General features: G+C 43.5%; 16 protein-coding genes. All 16 read right to left on the bottom strand.

The genetic code is table 11. The features are described 5' to 3' along the window. Positions 1–13: 13 nt before the first annotated feature. A complete protein-coding gene (locus tag AC060N_RS14905; protein WP_479524518.1) occupies positions 14–3,742 on the bottom strand; it encodes a nitrate reductase subunit alpha in 3,729 nt (1,242 codons plus the stop codon). A 35-nt stretch (positions 3,743–3,777) separates the two neighbouring features. Continuing rightward, entirely contained in the window at positions 3,778–5,064 is a 1,287-nt protein-coding gene (locus AC060N_RS14900; protein WP_479523720.1) for an MFS transporter, read from the bottom strand. Between the two features lie 289 nt (positions 5,065–5,353). Next, complete coding sequence (locus tag AC060N_RS14895; protein WP_479524517.1) at positions 5,354–6,643, bottom strand: alginate export family protein; 1,290 nt, start codon at positions 6,641–6,643, stop codon at positions 5,354–5,356. A gap of 164 nt (positions 6,644–6,807) precedes the next feature. Further along, the gene (locus tag AC060N_RS14890; protein WP_479524516.1) at positions 6,808–7,320 is read right to left on the bottom strand and encodes a hypothetical protein; all 513 of its coding nucleotides are present in this window, start codon (positions 7,318–7,320) and stop codon (positions 6,808–6,810) included. A gap of 937 nt (positions 7,321–8,257) precedes the next feature. Then, a complete protein-coding gene (locus AC060N_RS14885; RefSeq protein WP_479524515.1) occupies positions 8,258–8,974 on the bottom strand; it encodes a LytR/AlgR family response regulator transcription factor in 717 nt (238 codons plus the stop codon). After that, positions 8,971–10,053 (bottom strand): sensor histidine kinase, encoded by a 1,083-nt coding sequence (locus tag AC060N_RS14880; RefSeq protein WP_479524514.1) that lies wholly within the window; start codon positions 10,051–10,053, stop codon positions 8,971–8,973. Before AC060N_RS14880 ends, AC060N_RS14885 begins: the two co-directional genes overlap by 4 nt. A 23-nt stretch (positions 10,054–10,076) precedes the next feature. Beyond that, on the bottom strand, positions 10,077–11,825 hold the full coding sequence (locus tag AC060N_RS14875) for an FAD-binding protein (protein ID WP_479524513.1): 1,749 nt from the start codon (positions 11,823–11,825) through the stop codon (positions 10,077–10,079). Beyond that, positions 11,818–12,465, bottom strand: a complete 648-nt coding sequence (locus AC060N_RS14870; RefSeq protein ID WP_479524512.1) for a ferric reductase-like transmembrane domain-containing protein — start codon at positions 12,463–12,465, stop codon at positions 11,818–11,820. Before AC060N_RS14870 ends, AC060N_RS14875 begins: the two co-directional genes overlap by 8 nt. Before the next feature lie 61 nt (positions 12,466–12,526). Then, positions 12,527–12,742, bottom strand: coding sequence for a 4Fe-4S dicluster domain-containing protein (locus tag AC060N_RS14865; RefSeq protein WP_479524511.1), 216 nt, complete (start codon positions 12,740–12,742; stop codon positions 12,527–12,529). An 11-nt stretch (positions 12,743–12,753) separates the two neighbouring features. Next, a complete protein-coding gene (locus AC060N_RS14860; RefSeq protein ID WP_479524510.1) occupies positions 12,754–14,136 on the bottom strand; it encodes a CotH kinase family protein in 1,383 nt (460 codons plus the stop codon). Between the two features lie 11 nt (positions 14,137–14,147). Further along, positions 14,148–14,798, bottom strand: coding sequence for a DUF2490 domain-containing protein (locus AC060N_RS14855; RefSeq protein ID WP_479524509.1), 651 nt, complete (start codon positions 14,796–14,798; stop codon positions 14,148–14,150). Between the two features lies 1 nt (position 14,799). Next, entirely contained in the window at positions 14,800–15,552 is a 753-nt protein-coding gene (locus AC060N_RS14850; RefSeq protein WP_479524508.1) for a DUF4956 domain-containing protein, read from the bottom strand. A gap of 10 nt (positions 15,553–15,562) precedes the next feature. Continuing rightward, on the bottom strand, positions 15,563–16,348 hold the full coding sequence (locus AC060N_RS14845; RefSeq protein ID WP_479526998.1) for a polyphosphate polymerase domain-containing protein: 786 nt from the start codon (positions 16,346–16,348) through the stop codon (positions 15,563–15,565). Between the two features lie 135 nt (positions 16,349–16,483). Next, positions 16,484–16,873 (bottom strand): hypothetical protein, encoded by a 390-nt coding sequence (locus AC060N_RS14840; RefSeq protein ID WP_479524507.1) that lies wholly within the window; start codon positions 16,871–16,873, stop codon positions 16,484–16,486. Between the two features lie 294 nt (positions 16,874–17,167). Further along, a complete protein-coding gene (locus tag AC060N_RS14835) occupies positions 17,168–18,166 on the bottom strand; it encodes a type II TA system antitoxin MqsA family protein (RefSeq protein WP_479524506.1) in 999 nt (332 codons plus the stop codon). A gap of 6 nt (positions 18,167–18,172) precedes the next feature. Continuing rightward, entirely contained in the window at positions 18,173–18,517 is a 345-nt protein-coding gene (locus AC060N_RS14830; RefSeq protein WP_479524505.1) for a toxin, read from the bottom strand. Positions 18,518–18,591 lie beyond the last annotated feature (74 nt).

Genomic DNA, 18,591 nt, shown 5'->3' with positions numbered 1-18,591 from the left:
TACTCTGTTATTATCAACCGATTTCCTCATCTTTCCATTCTACCTTCTCCAATTTACGTATGACCACAATTTCATCGCGGTTCGAACCGATGGTACCGTAGTAATTGAAGCCATAAGCCAGTTGTGCATATCCGCCTATCATATGGGTTGGCTTTAGGCTCAACCGTTCGAGGGAATTGTGTACACCACCGCGGTTGCCAGTTTCCTGACTGACCGGCATGTTGACGGTCCGCTCCTGGTTATGGTAATATACCAGAGCACCTTCCGGAATGCGTTGTGATACAATCACTCTCGTTACCGACGCACCATTCTGGTTGAAGATTTCCACCCAATCGTTGTCTGCGAGTTTTATTTTTTCGGCGTCCTTCTCACTCATCCATACCACCGGACCACCTCTTCCGAGGGTAAGCATAAGAAGGTTATCAGACCATGAGGAGTGGATCGTCCATTTGTTGTGAGGGGTCATCATGTTAATGACCAGGTAATTTCCGTCTGAGGGTAGTTTTTGAAGGATCCTTTCCACCGATTTTGTCTGAATGGGAGGTTTATAGCAAACCAGGTTTTCACCGTAGGCCCTCATCCATGCATGGTCCTGATAAAGTGTTTGCCTGCCTGTGAGGGTACGCCAGGGAATCAACTCATGGACATTGGTGTAGCCAGCATTGTAAGAAACCTCCTCCGAATCGATTCCGCTCCAGATGGGGGAAGTAATGATTTTCCGGGGTTGAGCCAGGATATCATGATACCTTATTTTTTCGTCGGCACGGCTGGCAGCCAATGCGTGGTGATTTCGTCCGGTAGTCTCACCGAGGGCTTTCCAAGCTTTTACGGCGACCTTGCCATTGGTTTCCGGTGCCAGACTCAGAATTACTTCTGCAGCCTGAATATCCGTCCTGATTTGTGGCAACCCATGAGCACCCGTCTCCTCTGAAACAGTGTGATTCAATTGTTTCAAAAACTCAACTTCCTCTTCGGTATTCCAGCTAATACCTTTCGCCCCGTTTCCGGCACTCTTCATCAGTGGACCCAAAGAGGTAAAGCGATTATATGTTTCCGGATAGTTGCGTTCTACGGTGATGATTTTGGGCATATTAAGCCCGGGTTTTGGCTCTTTCCCGCTATGTTTCCAATCGCTGGCGTCTGTCGTTTCGGACATTTCCATGGGCGAATCATGTTGCAACGGCAAGAGAACTACATCTTTTTCGTTACCCAAATGACCGATGGATAGTTCGGAGAATTTTTTAGCAAGTCCCTTGTATATATCCCAATCTGAACGCGATTCCCATACCGGGTCAACGGCTTGATGAAAAGGATGAATGAAAGGATGCATATCAGACGTACTCAGATCGTTCTTTTCGTACCAGGAGGCAGCTGGCAGCAAAATATCGGAATGAAGAGCCGTTGTGGACATGCGGAAATCTGCTGTAACGAGCAAATCCAGTTTACCTTCGGGCGCCTGATCGTGCCAGTTTACTTCGGATGGTAACGGTTGCCCGGTGGCCTTCAGATCGTTTCCTAAAACACCGTTTTGGGCACCCAGCAGGTGTTTCATGAAATACTCCATTCCTTTGGCACTTGAGCCCAGCAGGTTGGAGCGCCAAACAAACAGGTTACGGGGAAAGTTAACCGGATTATCCGGGTCCTCCGAAGCAAAATGTATTTCACCACTTTTTAGTTTCTCCAGGGCATAATCTTCCGGCTTCTTCCCGGCTTTTTCCGCTTCACCAGCCAGTTTTACCGGATTAGCATTTAGCTGCGGTGAAGAAGGTAACCATCCCATTCGTTCGGCCTTCACGTTACAGTCTACCATGGTTAGGTTTTTCCAAAGCTTTTGGTCAGCCAGGGGAGAGAGTAATTCATCCAGCTGCACTTTTTCGTAACGCCACTGGTCGCTGTGAAGATAAAAATAGGAGGTTGTATTCATATGGCGGGGAGGCCGGTTCCAGTCGAGACCGAAAGCCAGCGGTAACCAACCGGTTTGCGGCCTTAACTTCTCTTGTCCAACATAGTGGGACCAACCACCACCAGATTGCCCCACACATCCACAGAAGACGAGCATATTGATAGCGCTCCGGTAGATCATATCGGTATGGAACCAGTGGTTGACACCTGCTCCGATGATGATCATCGACCGTCCTCGAGTTTTTGCTGCATTTTCGGCAAACTGGCGGGCGACAGTAATTACCTGTTCTTTGGGAACGCCGGTTATTTGCTCCTGCCATAATGGTGTATAGGGTAGATTCTCGTCGTAGCTTTTTGCTGCATTGTGGTCATTCAATCCACGGTCGAGTCCATAATTGGCCACCATCAGATCGAAGACGGTGCAACACCAGGATTCTCCCTCATTGGTGTGGATTCTTTGTACCGGAATTTTGTGCAAAATAATATCGTCATGCTCCGATGCATTGAAGTGTTGATGTTTATAGGTTGGCCCGCCAAAGTATGGAAATGCCACATCAATTATTTCGTCCTGTTTCCCTAATACAGACAGGAGCGGCTGAATATCCTTCCCGGTGCGGGCATCCTTCATTTCCAGGTTCCATTTCTGGCTCTTATCCCATCGCGAACCGATGGTTCCGTTTGGTACAGATAATTCACCGGAATTTTCATCCCGAAGTACAGGTTTCCATTCGGGAGATTTATCAACACTCAGTTTATCGGCAAAGTCGGAGGCACGAAGCAATGCGCCGGCGACATAACCCTTCTCGTGCTTCTCCAGTTTTACCAGAAAGGGGAGGTCAGAATATTGTCGTACATACTCATCAAAATAGGCCGTTTTTTGTTCCAGAAAGAACTCCCTAAGAATCACATGTCCCATGGCCATTCCCACGGCCGCATCAGTTCCCTGTTTGGGTTTCATCCACAGGTCGGAAAACTTGGCAGCGTCGTTGTAGTCAGGAGCAACCACCACCGTTTTGGTCCCTTTATAACGTACCTGGGTAAAAAACGGAGAATCGGGTGTCCGGGTCACGGGCACGTTGGAGCCCCAGAGCATGAGGAAAGAGGAGTTGTACCAGTCGGCACTTTCCGGTACGTCGGTTTGCTCACCCCAAGTCTGTGGCGATGCCGGTGGCAAATCGCAATAAAAGTCGTAGAAGCTTAAAACGGAACCACCGATAAGACTCAGGTACCGGGTACCAGCAGCATAAGAAACCATCGACATGGCCGGAATGGGCGAGAATCCTGCTATCCTGTCGGGGCCAAATTTTTTGATGGTATAAATATTAGCGGCAGCGATGATTTCATTGACCTCTTCCCAGTCTGCTCTGACAAATCCACCAAGACCACGCTCGGCCTTGTATTTTTTAGAGATAACTGTGTCTTCCATTATGGCTTGCCAAGCTTCGACCGGGTCACTGCAGTTCAGTTTGGCTTTGCGGTAAGCATCGATTAGTGTTCCCCGCACCATGGGATGTTTTACGCGGTTGGCACTGTACAGGTACCACGAATAGCTGGCACCCCGTGGGCAACCACGCGGTTCGTGGTTTGGAAGGTCGGGCCGGGTTTCGGGATAATCGGTTTGCTGGATTTCCCAGGTCACCAAACCGTTCTTTACAAATACTTTCCATGAGCAGGAACCTGTGCAGTTCACTCCGTGAGTTGAACGAACAATTTTATCGTACTGCCATCTATTCCTGTAGAATTGTTCGCTGTCGCGGTTTCGTTCTGTTGTAACGATGTGTCGGTCCGTGGTTTTTTCTGCCACCCTGCTAAAGTAGAAAAGCCGGTTTAATAAACTCATGCTAATGATTTTCAGGTTTGAAAGATGTTGTCAATCTAATTTTCCGCAACTGGTTTACTTTTTAGCAACCGGTAAATAATGAACATATTGATGGCAGCTAAAAGAACAAAAACAAAGAAACCGCGTGCATAACCAATTTTTCCATAGCTATCCGCTATAGCTCCCATTACCGGAGGGATTACAAAACCACCGAATGCGCCCAGTCCGCCAACCCATCCGGCTGCACCACCTACCGATTTAGGGACATAATGAGGAACCAGTTTAAAAACAGCAGCATTGTTAAATCCCATCCCGGCAGCCAGTACAATAGCCGCCAGTATGCCAATGACTGAACTTTGCGTGATTGAAAGTACAATGGCAGAGAGCAAAACCAGAACCATGGCCAGCAGGCTCATTTTTTCCCCTCCTGCCTTATCGGCGAAAGAGCCACCTGGTACCCTAAGCAGCGATGCCAGTAGCGAGAAAATGGCGGTAAACAGACCAGCTTTCACACCACTGAATCCCTGAAACTGATTCCAATAAGTTGGAAACCAGGCAGTGAGGGCTATAAAACCGCCGAATGTGGTAAAATAAAGGACAACCAGTGCCCAGGTGTTTTTCACTTTTGCAGAATTGATTAGGCTATCTTTGACCCCACCTGAAGGGAAAATTTCCTGTCCGAGCTTTTTGGCTTCCTCCTTACTATCGTCAACACTCATTTTGGCATCACGAAACTGAAAAAAATAGGCATTTACACCCAGCTTAGCATAAATCAGAAGGCCAATAAAAAGGAAAATAAACCAGGCAAAGTAAGCCGATATGAAGCCATAGTGAGCAAGATATAACGGCAGGATAAGCGAGAATATACCTGGTGCCAGGTTTCCTAAACCGGCATAAGTGCCCAACGCTTTACCTTGTTTTTTCTGAGGATACCAATAGGAGGTTTGTCCAATTCCTACCGAAAAGGTGGCAATACCACAACCGCTGAGGAATCCAAAGAATAAAATCAGGCCATACATACCCTGCATATGGTTTGGATAGCTAAAGTGCAGCAACAGGGTGACTCCTCCCAAACCGATGACTGACAACAAGAGGAGGATAAAAAATGGTTTTTTTCCTCCTGTTGTATCAACCCAGGCCCCGAAAGGGATGCGCAATAACGACCCGGAAAGTGAAGGAATTGCCACCAGTAGTCCCAGGAGAGTGGAGCTGATTCCCATTGCATCTTTAAAATTTACGGCGGTTGGACCATAGAGCGAGACGGCTGCGAAGCCGAAGAAGAAACCCAGGGTGGTTCCTAGTAAGCCCCGTTTAGGTGTGCCTTTTACCTGAAAAGTATCCATAATTGTTAATTGATTTTGTTAACCACAGAACAGTGGCAGATATCTGATTGTTTTTTACATGCTGTCTTAATCTATTGCGGGTCAGTAGTTTGTATTTAGACTGACTTAAAAGAAGCAGGAGAAAATCCCGAAACTCCGGAAGTATCACAAGACTTTACTCATATTCGAAGCCTGAATGTCGGAAAGCGAATATTGTCATATCATTTAGTGAAATGGCCGGAAAAAATAACCCGGGATTGAAAGGTCAAAATTATATTTTCAATGCCCGGGTTTAGTCAATTTCCAAAACTCAGAGTTTACTGAAAAAAGTCGGTTTGAACGTAAGCATCAACCACGCCCAATTATTGGAATTTTTGTAGTTTCCACCTTTCAATACCTGAAGAGTTTGTGTTGCCATCATTTGCGAATATCCTCCGCTAATAGATACATCGTTGGAGAAGTTATAATTCGCTGAAAAATCGATTTCAGCTCCCAGGTTACTCTTATAATCCTTCCAGGTTCCGTCACCTTGTAAAGCCGATACTTTTGCAGCAGCAAAGAAATAATGGGGGATTAATTTGAACGTAAACTTATTTACTTTTTGAGTTAATGGTAGACTCACATCAAACAAACCATTGCTGTACATGAAGTTTCCTACGTAAAAGTAGTCCATCCAGCCATCAAACTTATGGTTCGTTCCGTAAAAGGGTTTGAATGATTTATCCGTTTGGTTCAAAGCCTGTTCTTTGGAAGAAGTCCCCGAAAGATATTCGCCCCCCAGGCCGAATGTAAATTCAGATGGCAATGAATAGGTAACACCAGCTGCAGCATATTCTGCGGAGAGGGTCTTATCGAGTTTGTTTTTCCCGCCCTGATAATAGAACGAGGCATTAAATTTCAGCGGGTTCGATTTATAGGTAAACCTGCCGCCATAGGTTTGACTGTAAACAACTGTCTGGGAATTATTTAATTCATTATAAGGCATACCGTTGTTTAAAAACAGCAGGCTTAGTCCCGTTTTGCTGAACCGTTCATGGTACCAGATGTACTGAAAGGTTTTATAATTACTAACAAGATAATCAGTCTTATAAAGCGCTTCGCTTTGGGCGTTTTGCGCAATACCAACATCTATTTCCGTCGTTTTGTTGGGGCGGTATTTAAAAATCGCTGCATCGTGACTTCTTGCCTGCTGCGTCCAGTCCACACCTCCAAAAATCCTTTGGTCATCGTAAGATATTTCCTGCCTTCCGATTTTGAAAGCCAGCTTTTTACTAAAGATCATTTCGCCCCATGCCTGGTGAATAGCTGTCCCGTAAACATCAGAGCTGTTGAGCTGCGGAACATCGCCCCACACGCGAACGTTCTGTAATGCGATGCCAAATTTAAACATCTTACTTCCGTAGGAAAGATTCAGTCTCGTACGCTGCGATATGAAATTGGCTGCTGAATTTCCATCCGGGATAATTGTCTTATAACCATGGCGAAACTCGTACCGGGGACGGATTTCTCCCGAAAAAGTGAGTGATTGAGCATTCAAATTCCCTCCCCAAAAGGGAAAAAGAATCGAAACGATTACAAATAGATGAAATATTTTTTTCATGCTTTTATTGTTAAACTGATTAGAAAATAGTTGCCGTTGTTAATCAACAGAAGTCGCATGATTACCAGGCCCCTGCATTATCTTCGATATACGATGCGACTTTTTAATGAGCAATCGGAAAACCCACATACGGACCCGCCGGGTAAGAGGCCAAAGGCCAATTATTAGAACTCCGGCCCGATGATGATCATCGATCGCCCTTTGGTTTTTGCCGCGTTTTCCGCAAACTGGCGAGCGACGGTGGTCACCTGTTCTTTCGGAATACCGGCGATTTGTTCCTGCCATAACGGGGTGTAAGGCGGATTTTCATCATAACGCCTAGCTGCATGGGGATTATCAAGCCGCGCTTCTGTCCGTAATGGCCGGTCATGAGAACGAAAACAGTGCAACAGCGCGGTTACTCCGCTCAAACCGGTGACGGATAGCAGGAGCAGAAAAAAAATGTTTTTTTCACCTGTCGTATCGCCCCTGGTCACCAAAGGAATGCCAGGCAGTGAGGAGGTATGGGAGGGAGTAGCCACCAAGAGTCCGAACATCGTGGCGCTCAGTTCTATGAGCTCTTTAAAATTGCCAGAGGGGGGGCCATATAACGAATTGGCTTCAAAGCCAAAGAAGAACCCGAGTGTTGTTCCGGGAGAGCCTCTTCCGGAAGAGCCTTTAACCTGAAGAGTATCCATAATAGCTAATTGATTTTGTTAACCACGGAACAGTAGCGGTTGTCCGATTGTTTTTTATACTCTGACTTAATCTTTTGCAGGTCAGTAGTTTGTATTTAGACTGACTTAAAAGAAGGATGAAGGTTGGGTATCGTAAACAGCTGATATGGGGTTGGCTCAGGCAAAGGCTCAGGCGAAGAAGGAGAATGGGAGAATTGGCTAAATACAGATTACACGAATTAAGGCGAATTACACGAATGATGGACGGTGCTATGGAATGGTGGAGTGGTTGGGGCTAAGTGATTTACATAATTAGGTTATAGGACAATAAGGCCCACGGTTGGGCTGTGGGGGTTGTTCCTATGAACTACATGTTATGTAAATTCAGTTAGTGAGGGGAGGGTGTTATTTTGGGCGCAACGCTGCCAGGGGCGCTATGGAGGCAGCGGTCTTTTTGTTGGGACACCCGGGATGGCTACAGCTTTTTGACTTCGCTCCTGTGACTATGTAATAGACGGATGATCTGGTCTTCAGTAAAACGCACTGAAAACTCTATTTACCGAAAGGCAAAGTGCTGTAAGGTGTTGGAGGTGGCCACACAAAAAGTGTGACCCAAATAATACCCGGCGTGCGAATGTATGGTGGCTGTTTTCCGTTTAAATACGAATTTCACGAATTAAGGTCTACTGATTTACACGGGTTTGGAATTCATTATCCTCCTCCGGCCACCCCCTCCAGAGGGGGACAGGTTGCGAGATACTATTTTTCAAAAGAGTATTAATGGGAGATGTTGCCCCGATGGTTGGGGTTAATTTACACATTTAGGTCAGCACGCAGGGCATCTAACGCGAATTACACGAAACGAAGTTCGACGAAGGCAATCACATGAATTTTAGATGCAAATATCGGTAGGATGATATAGGAAGTCAGTTCGTTCCAGGTGTAAGTGGGTGGACATCTACTTCAGAAAGTTATCATCCAAAAATTTCTGAAAATCATCTTTGTACTGGTCGCTAATTGGGATGTACACGTCCTTGTCGAAAATGATGCGGTTGCGCTCGATGGTTTGAATTTTCTCGAGATTTACGATATACGAACGATGGATCCGCATAAAGTTTTTAGCAGGAAGATGTTCCATTATTTTATTCATGTTTAGCAAGGTCATAACGGGTTTTTCATGAACCTGGTGAATGCGGATGTAATCGCGCATCCCCTCAATATATTTAATGTTGTTTAGGTCGATCCGAACTATTTTATATTCTGACTTTATAAACAGAAATTTATCATCGTGCTTAATATTTACGAGCTGTTCGTTTTGTGAAAAATAACGTTGCTTTGTTTTTTCTATTGCTTTGGAAAAAGCGGCAAATGAGATGGGTTTGACTAGATAATCGGCAGCATCCACCTGAAATCCCTCCACAGCATATTCACGATAGGCCGTAGTAAATATCACTTTGGATGGATTGGTCAGAGATTTTACAAATTCCATCCCGGAGAGGTCAGGCATATTAATGTCAACGAACATCAAGTCAACCTCGTTTTCCTGAAGAAATTCCAATGCTTTTACCGCACTGGAAAAGCTCTTCAAGAGGGTTAAATACGGTATCTTGTCAATGTAACTACCTAATTGTTTAAGTGCCAGTGGTTCGTCATCTATCGTGATACAGCTAATCATAGCGGAATTGTTAAGTTCACTTTAAAAATATCGTCTTTCTTATCGATATTCAGCTCGTACCTATGGCCAAATAGTAGTTCCAGCCGCTTTTGTGTGTTTACAATACCGATGCCCGAATTTTTATTTTGTTTTATTTCCTGATGGATGCGATTTTCAACATGAAAAATAAAACGATTATCACGGATATTGATCGTGATATGGATAAAGGAGGGCGATTGGTAACTAACACCGTATTTGAAGGCATTTTCGATAAATGAGATGGTCAATAACGGTGGTATTTTCACCTGCGGCAAAGTTTCCGGGATTTCCAGTTTTAGGTCAACTTCATCGGTGATGCGCAACTTCATTAAATCCACATAGCTCCTCGTGAAATCCATTTCCTGTTTTAACGATATCCCATTCGATTGCGATTCATACAACATATAATCCATCATCTGCGAAAGTTTAATGATGGCATCTTTTGCCTCCTCTGCATCGATGTCGACCAAAGCATGAATATTGTTCAGCGTATTCATGAAGAAGTGCGGGCTTACCTGGTTTTGTAAAAACGCCATTTTATTCCGGATACTTTCCTTTTCGGCTTTTAGCTTGTTTTGTTCTGATATCATCCATTTACTGAAAAAAATCAGCCCGGAATCGAAACCGATAAGCAAAATGCTCATGATGATCATATTTGCAAACGGAGGTATGAACTCACGTGGGCCATGCCTCAAGGGAAGCTCAAAACCATTGGGTACGCCACCAGCGGGCGGCGGGGGTAACTCGAGGGAAGGAACTGGTCTTTCGATGTATTGAAGAAGGAATAAAGCCGAGGAAAAGAGTAGAATAACCCCGGTAATCGATACGAAATAGGCCACTTGCTTTTCTCTAAAAAACAGATATGGCATTAATACAAACCGGTTAACCAGGAATATGATGAGTAAAATACTGTACTCTTTCCATATTTTAAAAATGTGGTGCCAGTTGGTTTGTTCAGCCGAGTCACCAAAAAAGATGGGAATAGCAAATAGCAACAGCCAAACCATCACTACCAGCAACAGCTGGGCACGCTCCTGATTATTTTTGAAAAATTTTGTCATATTAATCAACCCTAAATATACAACTATTCACTCCAGGAACTAAAAGGTTGTTTTTCGAATTTCATGGTTCCATCACTGCCTTTGAAGATGTTTATCCATGCCTGCCAGTTTTCATTGTCTATATCGGGGTAATCGAGGCGGTAGTGGCTGCAACGGCTTTCGGTCCGCATCAACGAGGCTTTCAGTTTCATTTCAGCGCTGATAATCATGTTGGCGGTTTCGTGCGCCAACCGTAGCTCATGTAAATTTGATGCGCGAAGCATGGGCATGTGGTGGTCGCGCAATTCTTCGATGTAAGCCAGAGCGGCCTTTAAAAGACTTTCTTTTTTAATGTAGAGAACAAAGTTGGGTATCATTATCCCCTGCAGGGTTTGGGTAACCCAGGCAGGACTGTAGCCCGCTTCCCTTTCGAGCGGGGCAGTTATCTCCTGCTGTATTGTGCTGATTTGACTAGCCGATATTGTTTGGATACCGGCTGTTTTGGAATATCCGGCCGCTGCTTCACCGGCAATAGCACCCTGAACTGCCGATCCGGCCAATGATGAACCAATTTGTGTATATATTGCACCTGACATGTATGAGCCAAGCGCATCGCCGGCAGCATACAGTCCGGGAATATTCGATTCGCATTTGTCGTTTATCGGAACGAGTCCTTCCGATTTATGGATGGACATCCCTGCGGATGAGCCTCCGACCATGCTACCACCCATTCCGGGAGGGCCGTCTTCTCCACTTTTTCCGTCACGAGGAGGTGGTCCATCGGGCCTGTCACCATCAGATACTCCCGAAGGTTTCCTTTTTTCGTCCTGGTTGAAGCCTTCAGGGCGATAGGGACCTCCTGATATTTTCATCGAATTCAAGTCGCCCGGATGGCTCATCTTCAGTGGATTTCCGCTTACATAAGCCAGATAATTCATATCTACACCTAAATCGTGGTGTATCTCGACTGATGTTGTAGAAGGCTTTTGATCGAACATGCCATGCCAGCCATCATAACAAGCGGCTGCATTTTTAGCACTGCCACCGTGACCGTCGTTCCACTCTTTACCGGTTACCTTAGCTCCGATATTGTAGGCCATAATGGTTCCATCGTGTGTCAGGTCACAAATGGGGAAACCATTGGGTTTAAAACCACCTGCCCCGGTACAAAGAATTACGCTTTTTGCCTGGAAGAAATATATTTTCTTCTCGTCAATACTAAAACCAGCTGCTCCGGCTATTTTGCCGTTTTCCTTTATCAAGTGGGTGATGGTTATCCGTTCAATGGCGGGAATTTTTCGTTCGTTAATTGGTTTTCTGAACGATTTATTATAAAGTGGTGAATCGAAAAAACCCCATTGGCGCAGCTCATTTACCCGAGCCAGGGAATGTTCGGCAACCTGCCGGGTGTAAACCGGATTGTTGGTTCCTAAAGCTGATTTTCCAACCAGTTCGACAAATTCATCGATACTATATTTTGATGTTTTTGCATCGAATTCAAAAATACCTTTTGCAAATGGGGTTTGCCCTGATGAGCCCAAGCGCCCTTTGGATACCATGATGGTTTTGGCGCCGGCATCGTGTGCTTTTACTGCTGCAAATAATCCGGCCATGCCACTGCCAATCACTAATACATCGGTACTAAAGTTTGTGGTTTCCATTTCATTTGCGGTCATTTCCGGTTCGTTTTTTCCCCAACCTGAATAGATTCCCATGGAGGCAAGTGCTGTCACCCCGCAAGCAGCCGTTCCGGAGATTGAAATAAATTCCCTGCGTGATACATTTTTAGGCATGGTTCTTAATTTTTGGTAATACAGATTTGAGAATGAATGTTCTCAGTAACATGGCCACTCCGGATATGGAAAGGATGGCAATAATCCAGGCCATTGGTTGGTTTATGTGCCTGCCCATGTCGACAACATGTAACGAAGCAGTTATAATAAACGCCATAGACAAATAGCCATGAATAACACGCCATGTTTTATACGAAAAAGGAAGCCTGTTCCTAAGCAAGGAAGTTAAGCCAATGATAACCATAAATATCCAGGCAATTAGTCCCAGCAATAGTCCTTTCTGGTTAAAATTGGATAACAGTTCAGTGAAAGCATCAAGAGGATCAATTCCAGCCTCGAAGTAGCGGGGTAGTACGATTAGGAATGGATGGAAGAGTAAAGCACTCACAAACACATAGCCCAGAACCTTATGCCATTTTACCACTTTTGCCATTTTATGGCCGGTTAACACATTTCTGTTTGCCCTTGACAGATAAAACTGCATGAGCATGATAAAAAAAGCCAGAATGGTTAGCAGAGAAATTGCCTCTTTAAGAAGTGTACGCCGTTCAAAATCTCCCAGGGAATACACCAATACCGGTAAGACAATAAAGACCGTAATCGCTGCGATCCCATTGTATATTGCCATCTTGTTTTCCATGCTCATTTAATTGTTAATGCGTTTTTTTGTTCCTCCCCATTGGGGGAGATTAGGAGGGGCTTTACCCCCACGAAACAATTACCGGTATCGACTTTTCCGGTGTAATGGTAATGGCATCAACCGGGCAGTACATACGGCACAAGTGACAAATCTGGCAATCGGCCGGATATTTTATTTCTGCCTTTTTGGTTTTCTCATTTAACCGGATTACATCGGTGGGGCATGTTTTTACACATATCCCACAACCGATGCACCCTTTGATTGAATTTACAGCCATGCTATTATGATTTATTGCAGGTATGAAATTACCGCATCATTTCTTGCTTGTACGTGAGTTTTCAGGGTTTGAACAGCTGAGTCGAACTGGCTGTTGTTATAGATAAAGGTGTACCCCGGCTCTTCAGCATACGCATAGTCTTTTAGCAATTCGTAGTACGTTGAATAAGTGTTTATCATATCAGCAGGAACAAATACCTGGTCGATAAACTGTTGCAGGTAAGTTTCATACTCAGCTTCATAATCGGGTTGGTCAATGATATATCTTATTAAGGGCCAGCTGCTACTTACTTCGCTCATCGAAAAGCTAAGTGAACTACTTTGTTTCCCTTCCTGGAATGCTTCGTTATTATCCCACGGAATCCAGGTTAGCAAGCCGTTCTCAGGATTGTTGTACAGGTAGTAGTTGTGTGTCATGTTACCATAGGTATCCCAGTTTTGGATAACCGTGTTGGCTGCCAGCCATTTTAAGAAGCCATCCACGTTGAAAACATTTTCGAGGTTACTTTTCCAGGTTTCCACATCCGATGTACGCAGTGAACTGTTAATAACATCATACAATGATTTTACATCAGAATAATTGGCTGAATCTTCGTTGGTTTTTAAATAGAATTCATTGGTGTTGTATGTCCCGCTGGCAAATGATGCTGCATCGCCGTCGGGCTTGTAGAGATTGCCTGTACTTTGCTCAAACTGTGTTTCGTAAACAGTGTCGTCCACTTCTTCAACCAAGGCATAAACACCGTAATATTGCGGACCACTGCCATTGTCAATATAAACTACACAAAAAGCTGTTTTCGACGAAGCCAGTCCAAATTGACGGAACAGGTCTGCCGCTACTTTTTCGCGCATGAGTGAAGCATCTTCGTAATTGTTTTGCAGGTTCAGTTGCTTGAAGCCATAAAAGCGCTGATTTTTTATAGCAGGGTAATCGTCTTCAAACTCATCGAAATCGAGTTTAAACGAGAATTTTTTAATACCCGACTGGTAGGTAGATTGCAAGCTGGAATTGCCTTTGTAGCGAATGCCCACATGGTACCATTCAATACCATTAAACTTAAATGAGCAGGGCACAAACATCGGGTCATCAAAGTCGAGTGACTGTCCGGGGCGAATGCTGCCCGAGCTTAAAACAGTGGCAAGGTTGGCTTGCATATCAGACCAATCATCGCTGTCGATTGTAATGTCGAAACGCAGTACTTCGTTCTGGTTAAACACTACATCGTAATTCAATTCGGCATCTTTACCATGAGTGGCAACGGTCCAATCAGAGTAAACGGTTGTGTCAACTTTCACTTCCTCGTCTTCCTCATTTTCAGCTATGAAGTCATCGTCTCTGCAGGCACTAAATATCACAAGTAAAATCGCTGTTATAATCAGGCTTATTTTTTTCATATCGGAAACATTTAAAATTTAATCTTATAATTCAGGCTAATAATGTGTTTGTTTAGGTATTCTGTATAATAATAATCGAACTTATAACTCATCCCCAGATAGTTCTTTTTATTGATTTTATAATCGGCACCAACGGCATACCTGGCTTTATATCGTTCACCACTATTCAAGTCCTGAAAAAGCTGGGCGGCGGCAAAAGGAGTAATTTTGCAATTGGGTATATCGTATTTTATCCCTGCTTTATAGCGTAAAAAGTTTTTGTCATCTACATCGTCATCGGCATAGTTGCTGTACATGATTTGCAGCGAAGGTTCGAAGTGTTTAAACTCTTTTTCGATTTGTGCACTAAATGCGTAACGGCCAAGATATTCGGTGTTTTTTTTATTTCGTAAATTTGCTACGAACCCATATCGTGCTGCTACCGAAAAAGGTTTCCATATTTTATATTCAACTTCTCCTTCTATCAGGTATTTATCGAGTGAAAAATTTTCATCGAAACGCAGTTCCGGGCTTAGCGTGAACTTCACCTTTTTAAATGGCTTAAAACTCAAGTCGAGGCTGGTACGGGTTTGCAGCTCATTTATTGTTTCTTGCGCATAACTTTTGGATGCTGCGGCCAACAAGGCAACCAATAGTATAGCGATGAAAATATTTTGTTTCATGCTAGATGGCATTATGGTTTTCATTAGGTTCATTATTTGTTGATGAGATTTGATGTATTTCGTTTTTTCCATTCGCGTCAAAATAGAGTGTAATGTCTGCCACGTCTTTCAAAAAGTCAATTTTCTGTATTTCATAGCGCTTAATATTGATACCGGTACGTTCTGTTAAATCTGCAAGGAGCATTTCCTGTTTATCGGCGTGTATATTTTCAATTTTTTCGTAGATCAACCGAATCGATCCTTCCTGTTTCAGCATCAATCGTTTCTCGAGTAACCATAAGCCAAATACGATTACCGAGTTGGTGAAAATCAGCTCAACATAACTCACCTTTTTGTTGGCTAGAGCGTTGATAACGGATATGCCAATCACAATAAACAGATAGGTCATTTCCTTAATCGGAATGGCATCGGTCCGGTAGCGGATGATGCCAAAAATGGCGAAAAGTCCGAGTGCAAATCCTAATTCGAGCTTTACGCTATTGAGTAAAAAGCTTAAGAGGAAAACAACAGTTCCTACAGCTAAAAAGCTAAAGTAGAAGTCTTTTCTTCTGCTGTTCCGCGCGTACATAAAGTGCACCACCAGGAAGCTTACAAATAAGTTTAATGTCAGGCGTACCAAAAGCTCGGTGAAGTCGCCAACGTTAATAATTTTAATGTCTAGAAAGCGCAGGTTTTCTGTCCAATTTATCAGCGCCTCAAAATTTCCGTTGGCTAGGTTATTCGATGCGTTGGCCGCTATTTCTATTGCATTCATGGTTTTTGAATTAATCGTGATACAAACCTGTTATGTTGATTGTTTTTTCAATCATTCTGACTTTGTGTTTGAACGCATTTCGTTTGATTCCAGAATCAATTACTGTTCGGCCAATGCAGTATTTGCTGAATCCTGAGATTTTTATTCGTTGGTTGCGCAAAGCCCTGGCAAGTGGCGATCCGGATGGCGAACCATCCGCTTTAATTTCAACAATAACCAGATTGTTAAGCGTAATTTGTTTGGCGTTATGTGCAAAATTCAGATTGAAATCGATGGTACAACGCTCGTTGAAGTTTTTATTGACCAGCGTAATGCGCGAAAAATTATTAATTAGTGAGGGTATTAAGTCTTCAACTGAAAAAGGTGTGATACCCTGTATAAATACGTTTTCTATTTCATTGAACTCGTTATTTTCAATATCGGTCGGTATCCTTTTTTTTATGGTCCTGCCTTTGTTGGTTTTAAATTTTACTTCTAAAAAGCCAATACCACTGGATACATAGCACCGTCGCCTGATTTTATAGCGATTGAGTTTGCCATTATGGTGGGCTGTAAACATCCGGTTTCTATCCGTGTCGTAGTATATGGTTGAGTAGGGCAGGGCAACTTCGTTATGCATGTTCAGAATGAAATAGTTGTCCTGAACCATTTCCAGTAGCCGGTGCAGATGGTTGGCATGGAACCAGTACTTGGTATCGGTACGGTTCATTAGCCTTACCTTCTCCATTTCTCCTAATGAAATAGATGGAAATAGTCCAACTTTGTTAAATCTGTATTTGTCAGGTTTGCTTTGCATCACAATTTCATCTGTTTAAATTTCTTTGATTTCTGAGTGTTCGAAATATTTCTGCACATCCAGGAACTCACATGATTTCAATTCGTTGTGTGTGAGCCAAATTTGTTGTCATGCCCGTTTCATTTTTAAATTTTATTACCTCCTACGAGGTCTTTGTTTGCTTTGCTTTTTCAGATAGGCTTCATATTTACTGGTTTGTTCCTTTGTTAATTCAGCCTTCACTTTTTTTACAAGGGCAGTGTTTAGCGCTTCCATTTCTTCCCTTTTGAGACGACTATTGCCCGATGTTTTTGCTTTCACTTGTGCGAAATGCTCTTTGTATAATTCAAGAACTTTGACTTCCTGTTCGTCACTTAGTGAAAGGTTGTCGGCCAAGTCGCTGACCAACTGTGTAATCTGTTTATTGTTCGGAATTGGTGGAGGGCCTTGTTGCCCGTCCCGTTGTCCACCACCCGGAGGTTGTGCAAAAGTTAAACTACACGTTAAAAAGAATGCTATTGCCAAAATTGATTTTATTGCTTTCATATCAATACGTTTTTATGATTTTATTGATATAAAAGTATTTGGACAGGTCGTCTTTCTAAAACGCAATCGACAATTTGGGATATTTTATCGACAAACATATTCCGATACTATGCCAATGGTTAAATTGGTGGGAATCATTTTGGTGTGAAGGGGGAGAGTGGGAGAAACGGTGAAGGTGAGAAAAACCACCGATAGGGGCGGATTTAGTTCACGGATTGACATTAAAACAGATTACGCTAATTTTTGAATCCGGATTACACGAATTAAACAAAGAATGCTTTTTACAGCGCTGTTTTACACCATCCTCAAATCAAAAGCATAGAAGAACGGGATGATGCTCTTCTCTTCAATGTTGTCTATCCAGGCGGGTTCTTTGTGGCTGATTTCCGCGATTTCTGCTGCTCCGGTCTTTCTGAATTTCTGAGCGACGTACTCCAGTACTTCGAGCTCCTGTTCTGTAAGCAATGATTTGTTGAACGGGTTGACTGGCGATGGGAGAATCCGTTCCACCTCGCCCTTGGATGTCATTGCATATTCCACATCAATGACATCTGTATTGGCTAATGCACCGAAAAGGATGTCATAATTCACGGGTACAGGTCCGAATTGGATGGCCTGGTATTTTAAGCCGGTGATGCTTTCCCCGTACGCTCTGAAGAAGGCAAAGTCAGAATAAAAGAGCAGCTTGTTGAGCTTTGTTTTATATGGCTTTAAATACTCCGCAAAAAATTGGATAACCTGTTTGGTTTTTTCCCGGTTAAACTCTTTAAATCCGGTGACGAGGTCTGGTTCGTTTTTGAAACGAAGGAGCTGATCATTGAAGTCAATCCCTTCGTTTTTCAGCTTACTGATGCGTTTTAATATTTTTGCCTTTTCGGCCTCTTTGAGTTCAGCAAATTTCGATACCTGCAGCTCAAAGTTATCCGGATCGCGGATAAGCTGAATCAAGCTGGCGTGAGCTTTGGACGGGACTTCACCTTTTTCATACAGCCCCCAGGAGTTGGCCCCCATGCCCATTATCTCCGACATTTTTGCAGCAGAGAGACCATACTTTTCCCGAATGGCTTTGATTTGTTCCGGAAACGGGATGCGATGCCTGACCCGGTACTGATGAACCACCTGTTGATAGTTCAATTGAGCGAAATGCTCATCTTCGAACTGCTCACCGGTATCTTCACATTGATACGCGTGAAATATGACATCAAAAGGCTCCTTCCGGTATGTCATGGTCCGCTGTTCCTTTACGACTATCATATCCTTCCCTGTAAACGGACTTTTCATGGCTGGTTTCATGGTTTTTTATTTGAATGGGTAATTCATTGAGTGCTCGGCCAAGTGAAATGAGATACAGATGGTATTTGAATTCTCCCTACCCATACTGATTTTGATGTACACTTCCTGTTTTTTCACCATTTTTCCAAACACCCACATTGGCGGTAATCCGCGCATATTCTCTTCCAACGGACCTTCTGAATAATCTTCTGTCGTCAGCTTTTCAATGATTTCTGTTCTGCGATTCGGGCTGATGTCGAGGTCCAGGAGAGCCTGAGCATTTTTCCCTCTATTCATGTAGATGATTTGAAAAATGCCCGTTTTGACCTTAAAGTCTTTCAAAAAACGTTCAACCTCTGCTTTGGTTGTCATTCGTGACAAAGTTAAGATGTTTTTATCTTGATTACACTAAAAAGTTGAATATTGTACAACATTTGTTTTAAAAT

This window comes from Prolixibacter sp. DSM 2831 (genome assembly GCF_056493735.1).
This window is presented reverse-complemented; position numbering and strand designations above follow the sequence as displayed.

Bases quoted from the DNA above. Each gene is read 5' to 3' on its own strand.
- AC060N_RS14845 (WP_479526998.1), bottom strand. From the start codon at position 16,348: ATGCAAAGCAAACCTGACAAATACAGATTTAACAAAGTTGGACTATTT.
- AC060N_RS14830 (WP_479524505.1), bottom strand. From the start codon at position 18,517: ATGACAACCAAAGCAGAGGTTGAACGTTTTTTGAAAGACTTTAAGGTC.
- AC060N_RS14900 (WP_479523720.1), bottom strand. From the start codon at position 5,064: ATGGATACTTTTCAGGTAAAAGGCACACCTAAACGGGGCTTACTAGGA.
- AC060N_RS14840 (WP_479524507.1), bottom strand. From the start codon at position 16,873: ATGAAAGCAATAAAATCAATTTTGGCAATAGCATTCTTTTTAACGTGT.
- AC060N_RS14850 (WP_479524508.1), bottom strand. From the start codon at position 15,552: ATGAATGCAATAGAAATAGCGGCCAACGCATCGAATAACCTAGCCAAC.
- AC060N_RS14860 (WP_479524510.1), bottom strand. From the start codon at position 14,136: ATGAAAAAAATAAGCCTGATTATAACAGCGATTTTACTTGTGATATTT.
- AC060N_RS14835 (WP_479524506.1), bottom strand. From the start codon at position 18,166: ATGAAACCAGCCATGAAAAGTCCGTTTACAGGGAAGGATATGATAGTC.
- AC060N_RS14905 (WP_479524518.1), bottom strand. From the start codon at position 3,742: ATGAGTTTATTAAACCGGCTTTTCTACTTTAGCAGGGTGGCAGAAAAA.
- AC060N_RS14855 (WP_479524509.1), bottom strand. From the start codon at position 14,798: ATGAAACAAAATATTTTCATCGCTATACTATTGGTTGCCTTGTTGGCC.
- AC060N_RS14880 (WP_479524514.1), bottom strand. From the start codon at position 10,053: ATGACAAAATTTTTCAAAAATAATCAGGAGCGTGCCCAGCTGTTGCTG.
- AC060N_RS14890 (WP_479524516.1), bottom strand. From the start codon at position 7,320: ATGGATACTCTTCAGGTTAAAGGCTCTTCCGGAAGAGGCTCTCCCGGA.
- AC060N_RS14870 (WP_479524512.1), bottom strand. From the start codon at position 12,465: ATGGAAAACAAGATGGCAATATACAATGGGATCGCAGCGATTACGGTC.
- AC060N_RS14865 (WP_479524511.1), bottom strand. From the start codon at position 12,742: ATGGCTGTAAATTCAATCAAAGGGTGCATCGGTTGTGGGATATGTGTA.
- AC060N_RS14885 (WP_479524515.1), bottom strand. From the start codon at position 8,974: ATGATTAGCTGTATCACGATAGATGACGAACCACTGGCACTTAAACAA.
- AC060N_RS14875 (WP_479524513.1), bottom strand. From the start codon at position 11,825: ATGCCTAAAAATGTATCACGCAGGGAATTTATTTCAATCTCCGGAACG.
- AC060N_RS14895 (WP_479524517.1), bottom strand. From the start codon at position 6,643: ATGAAAAAAATATTTCATCTATTTGTAATCGTTTCGATTCTTTTTCCC.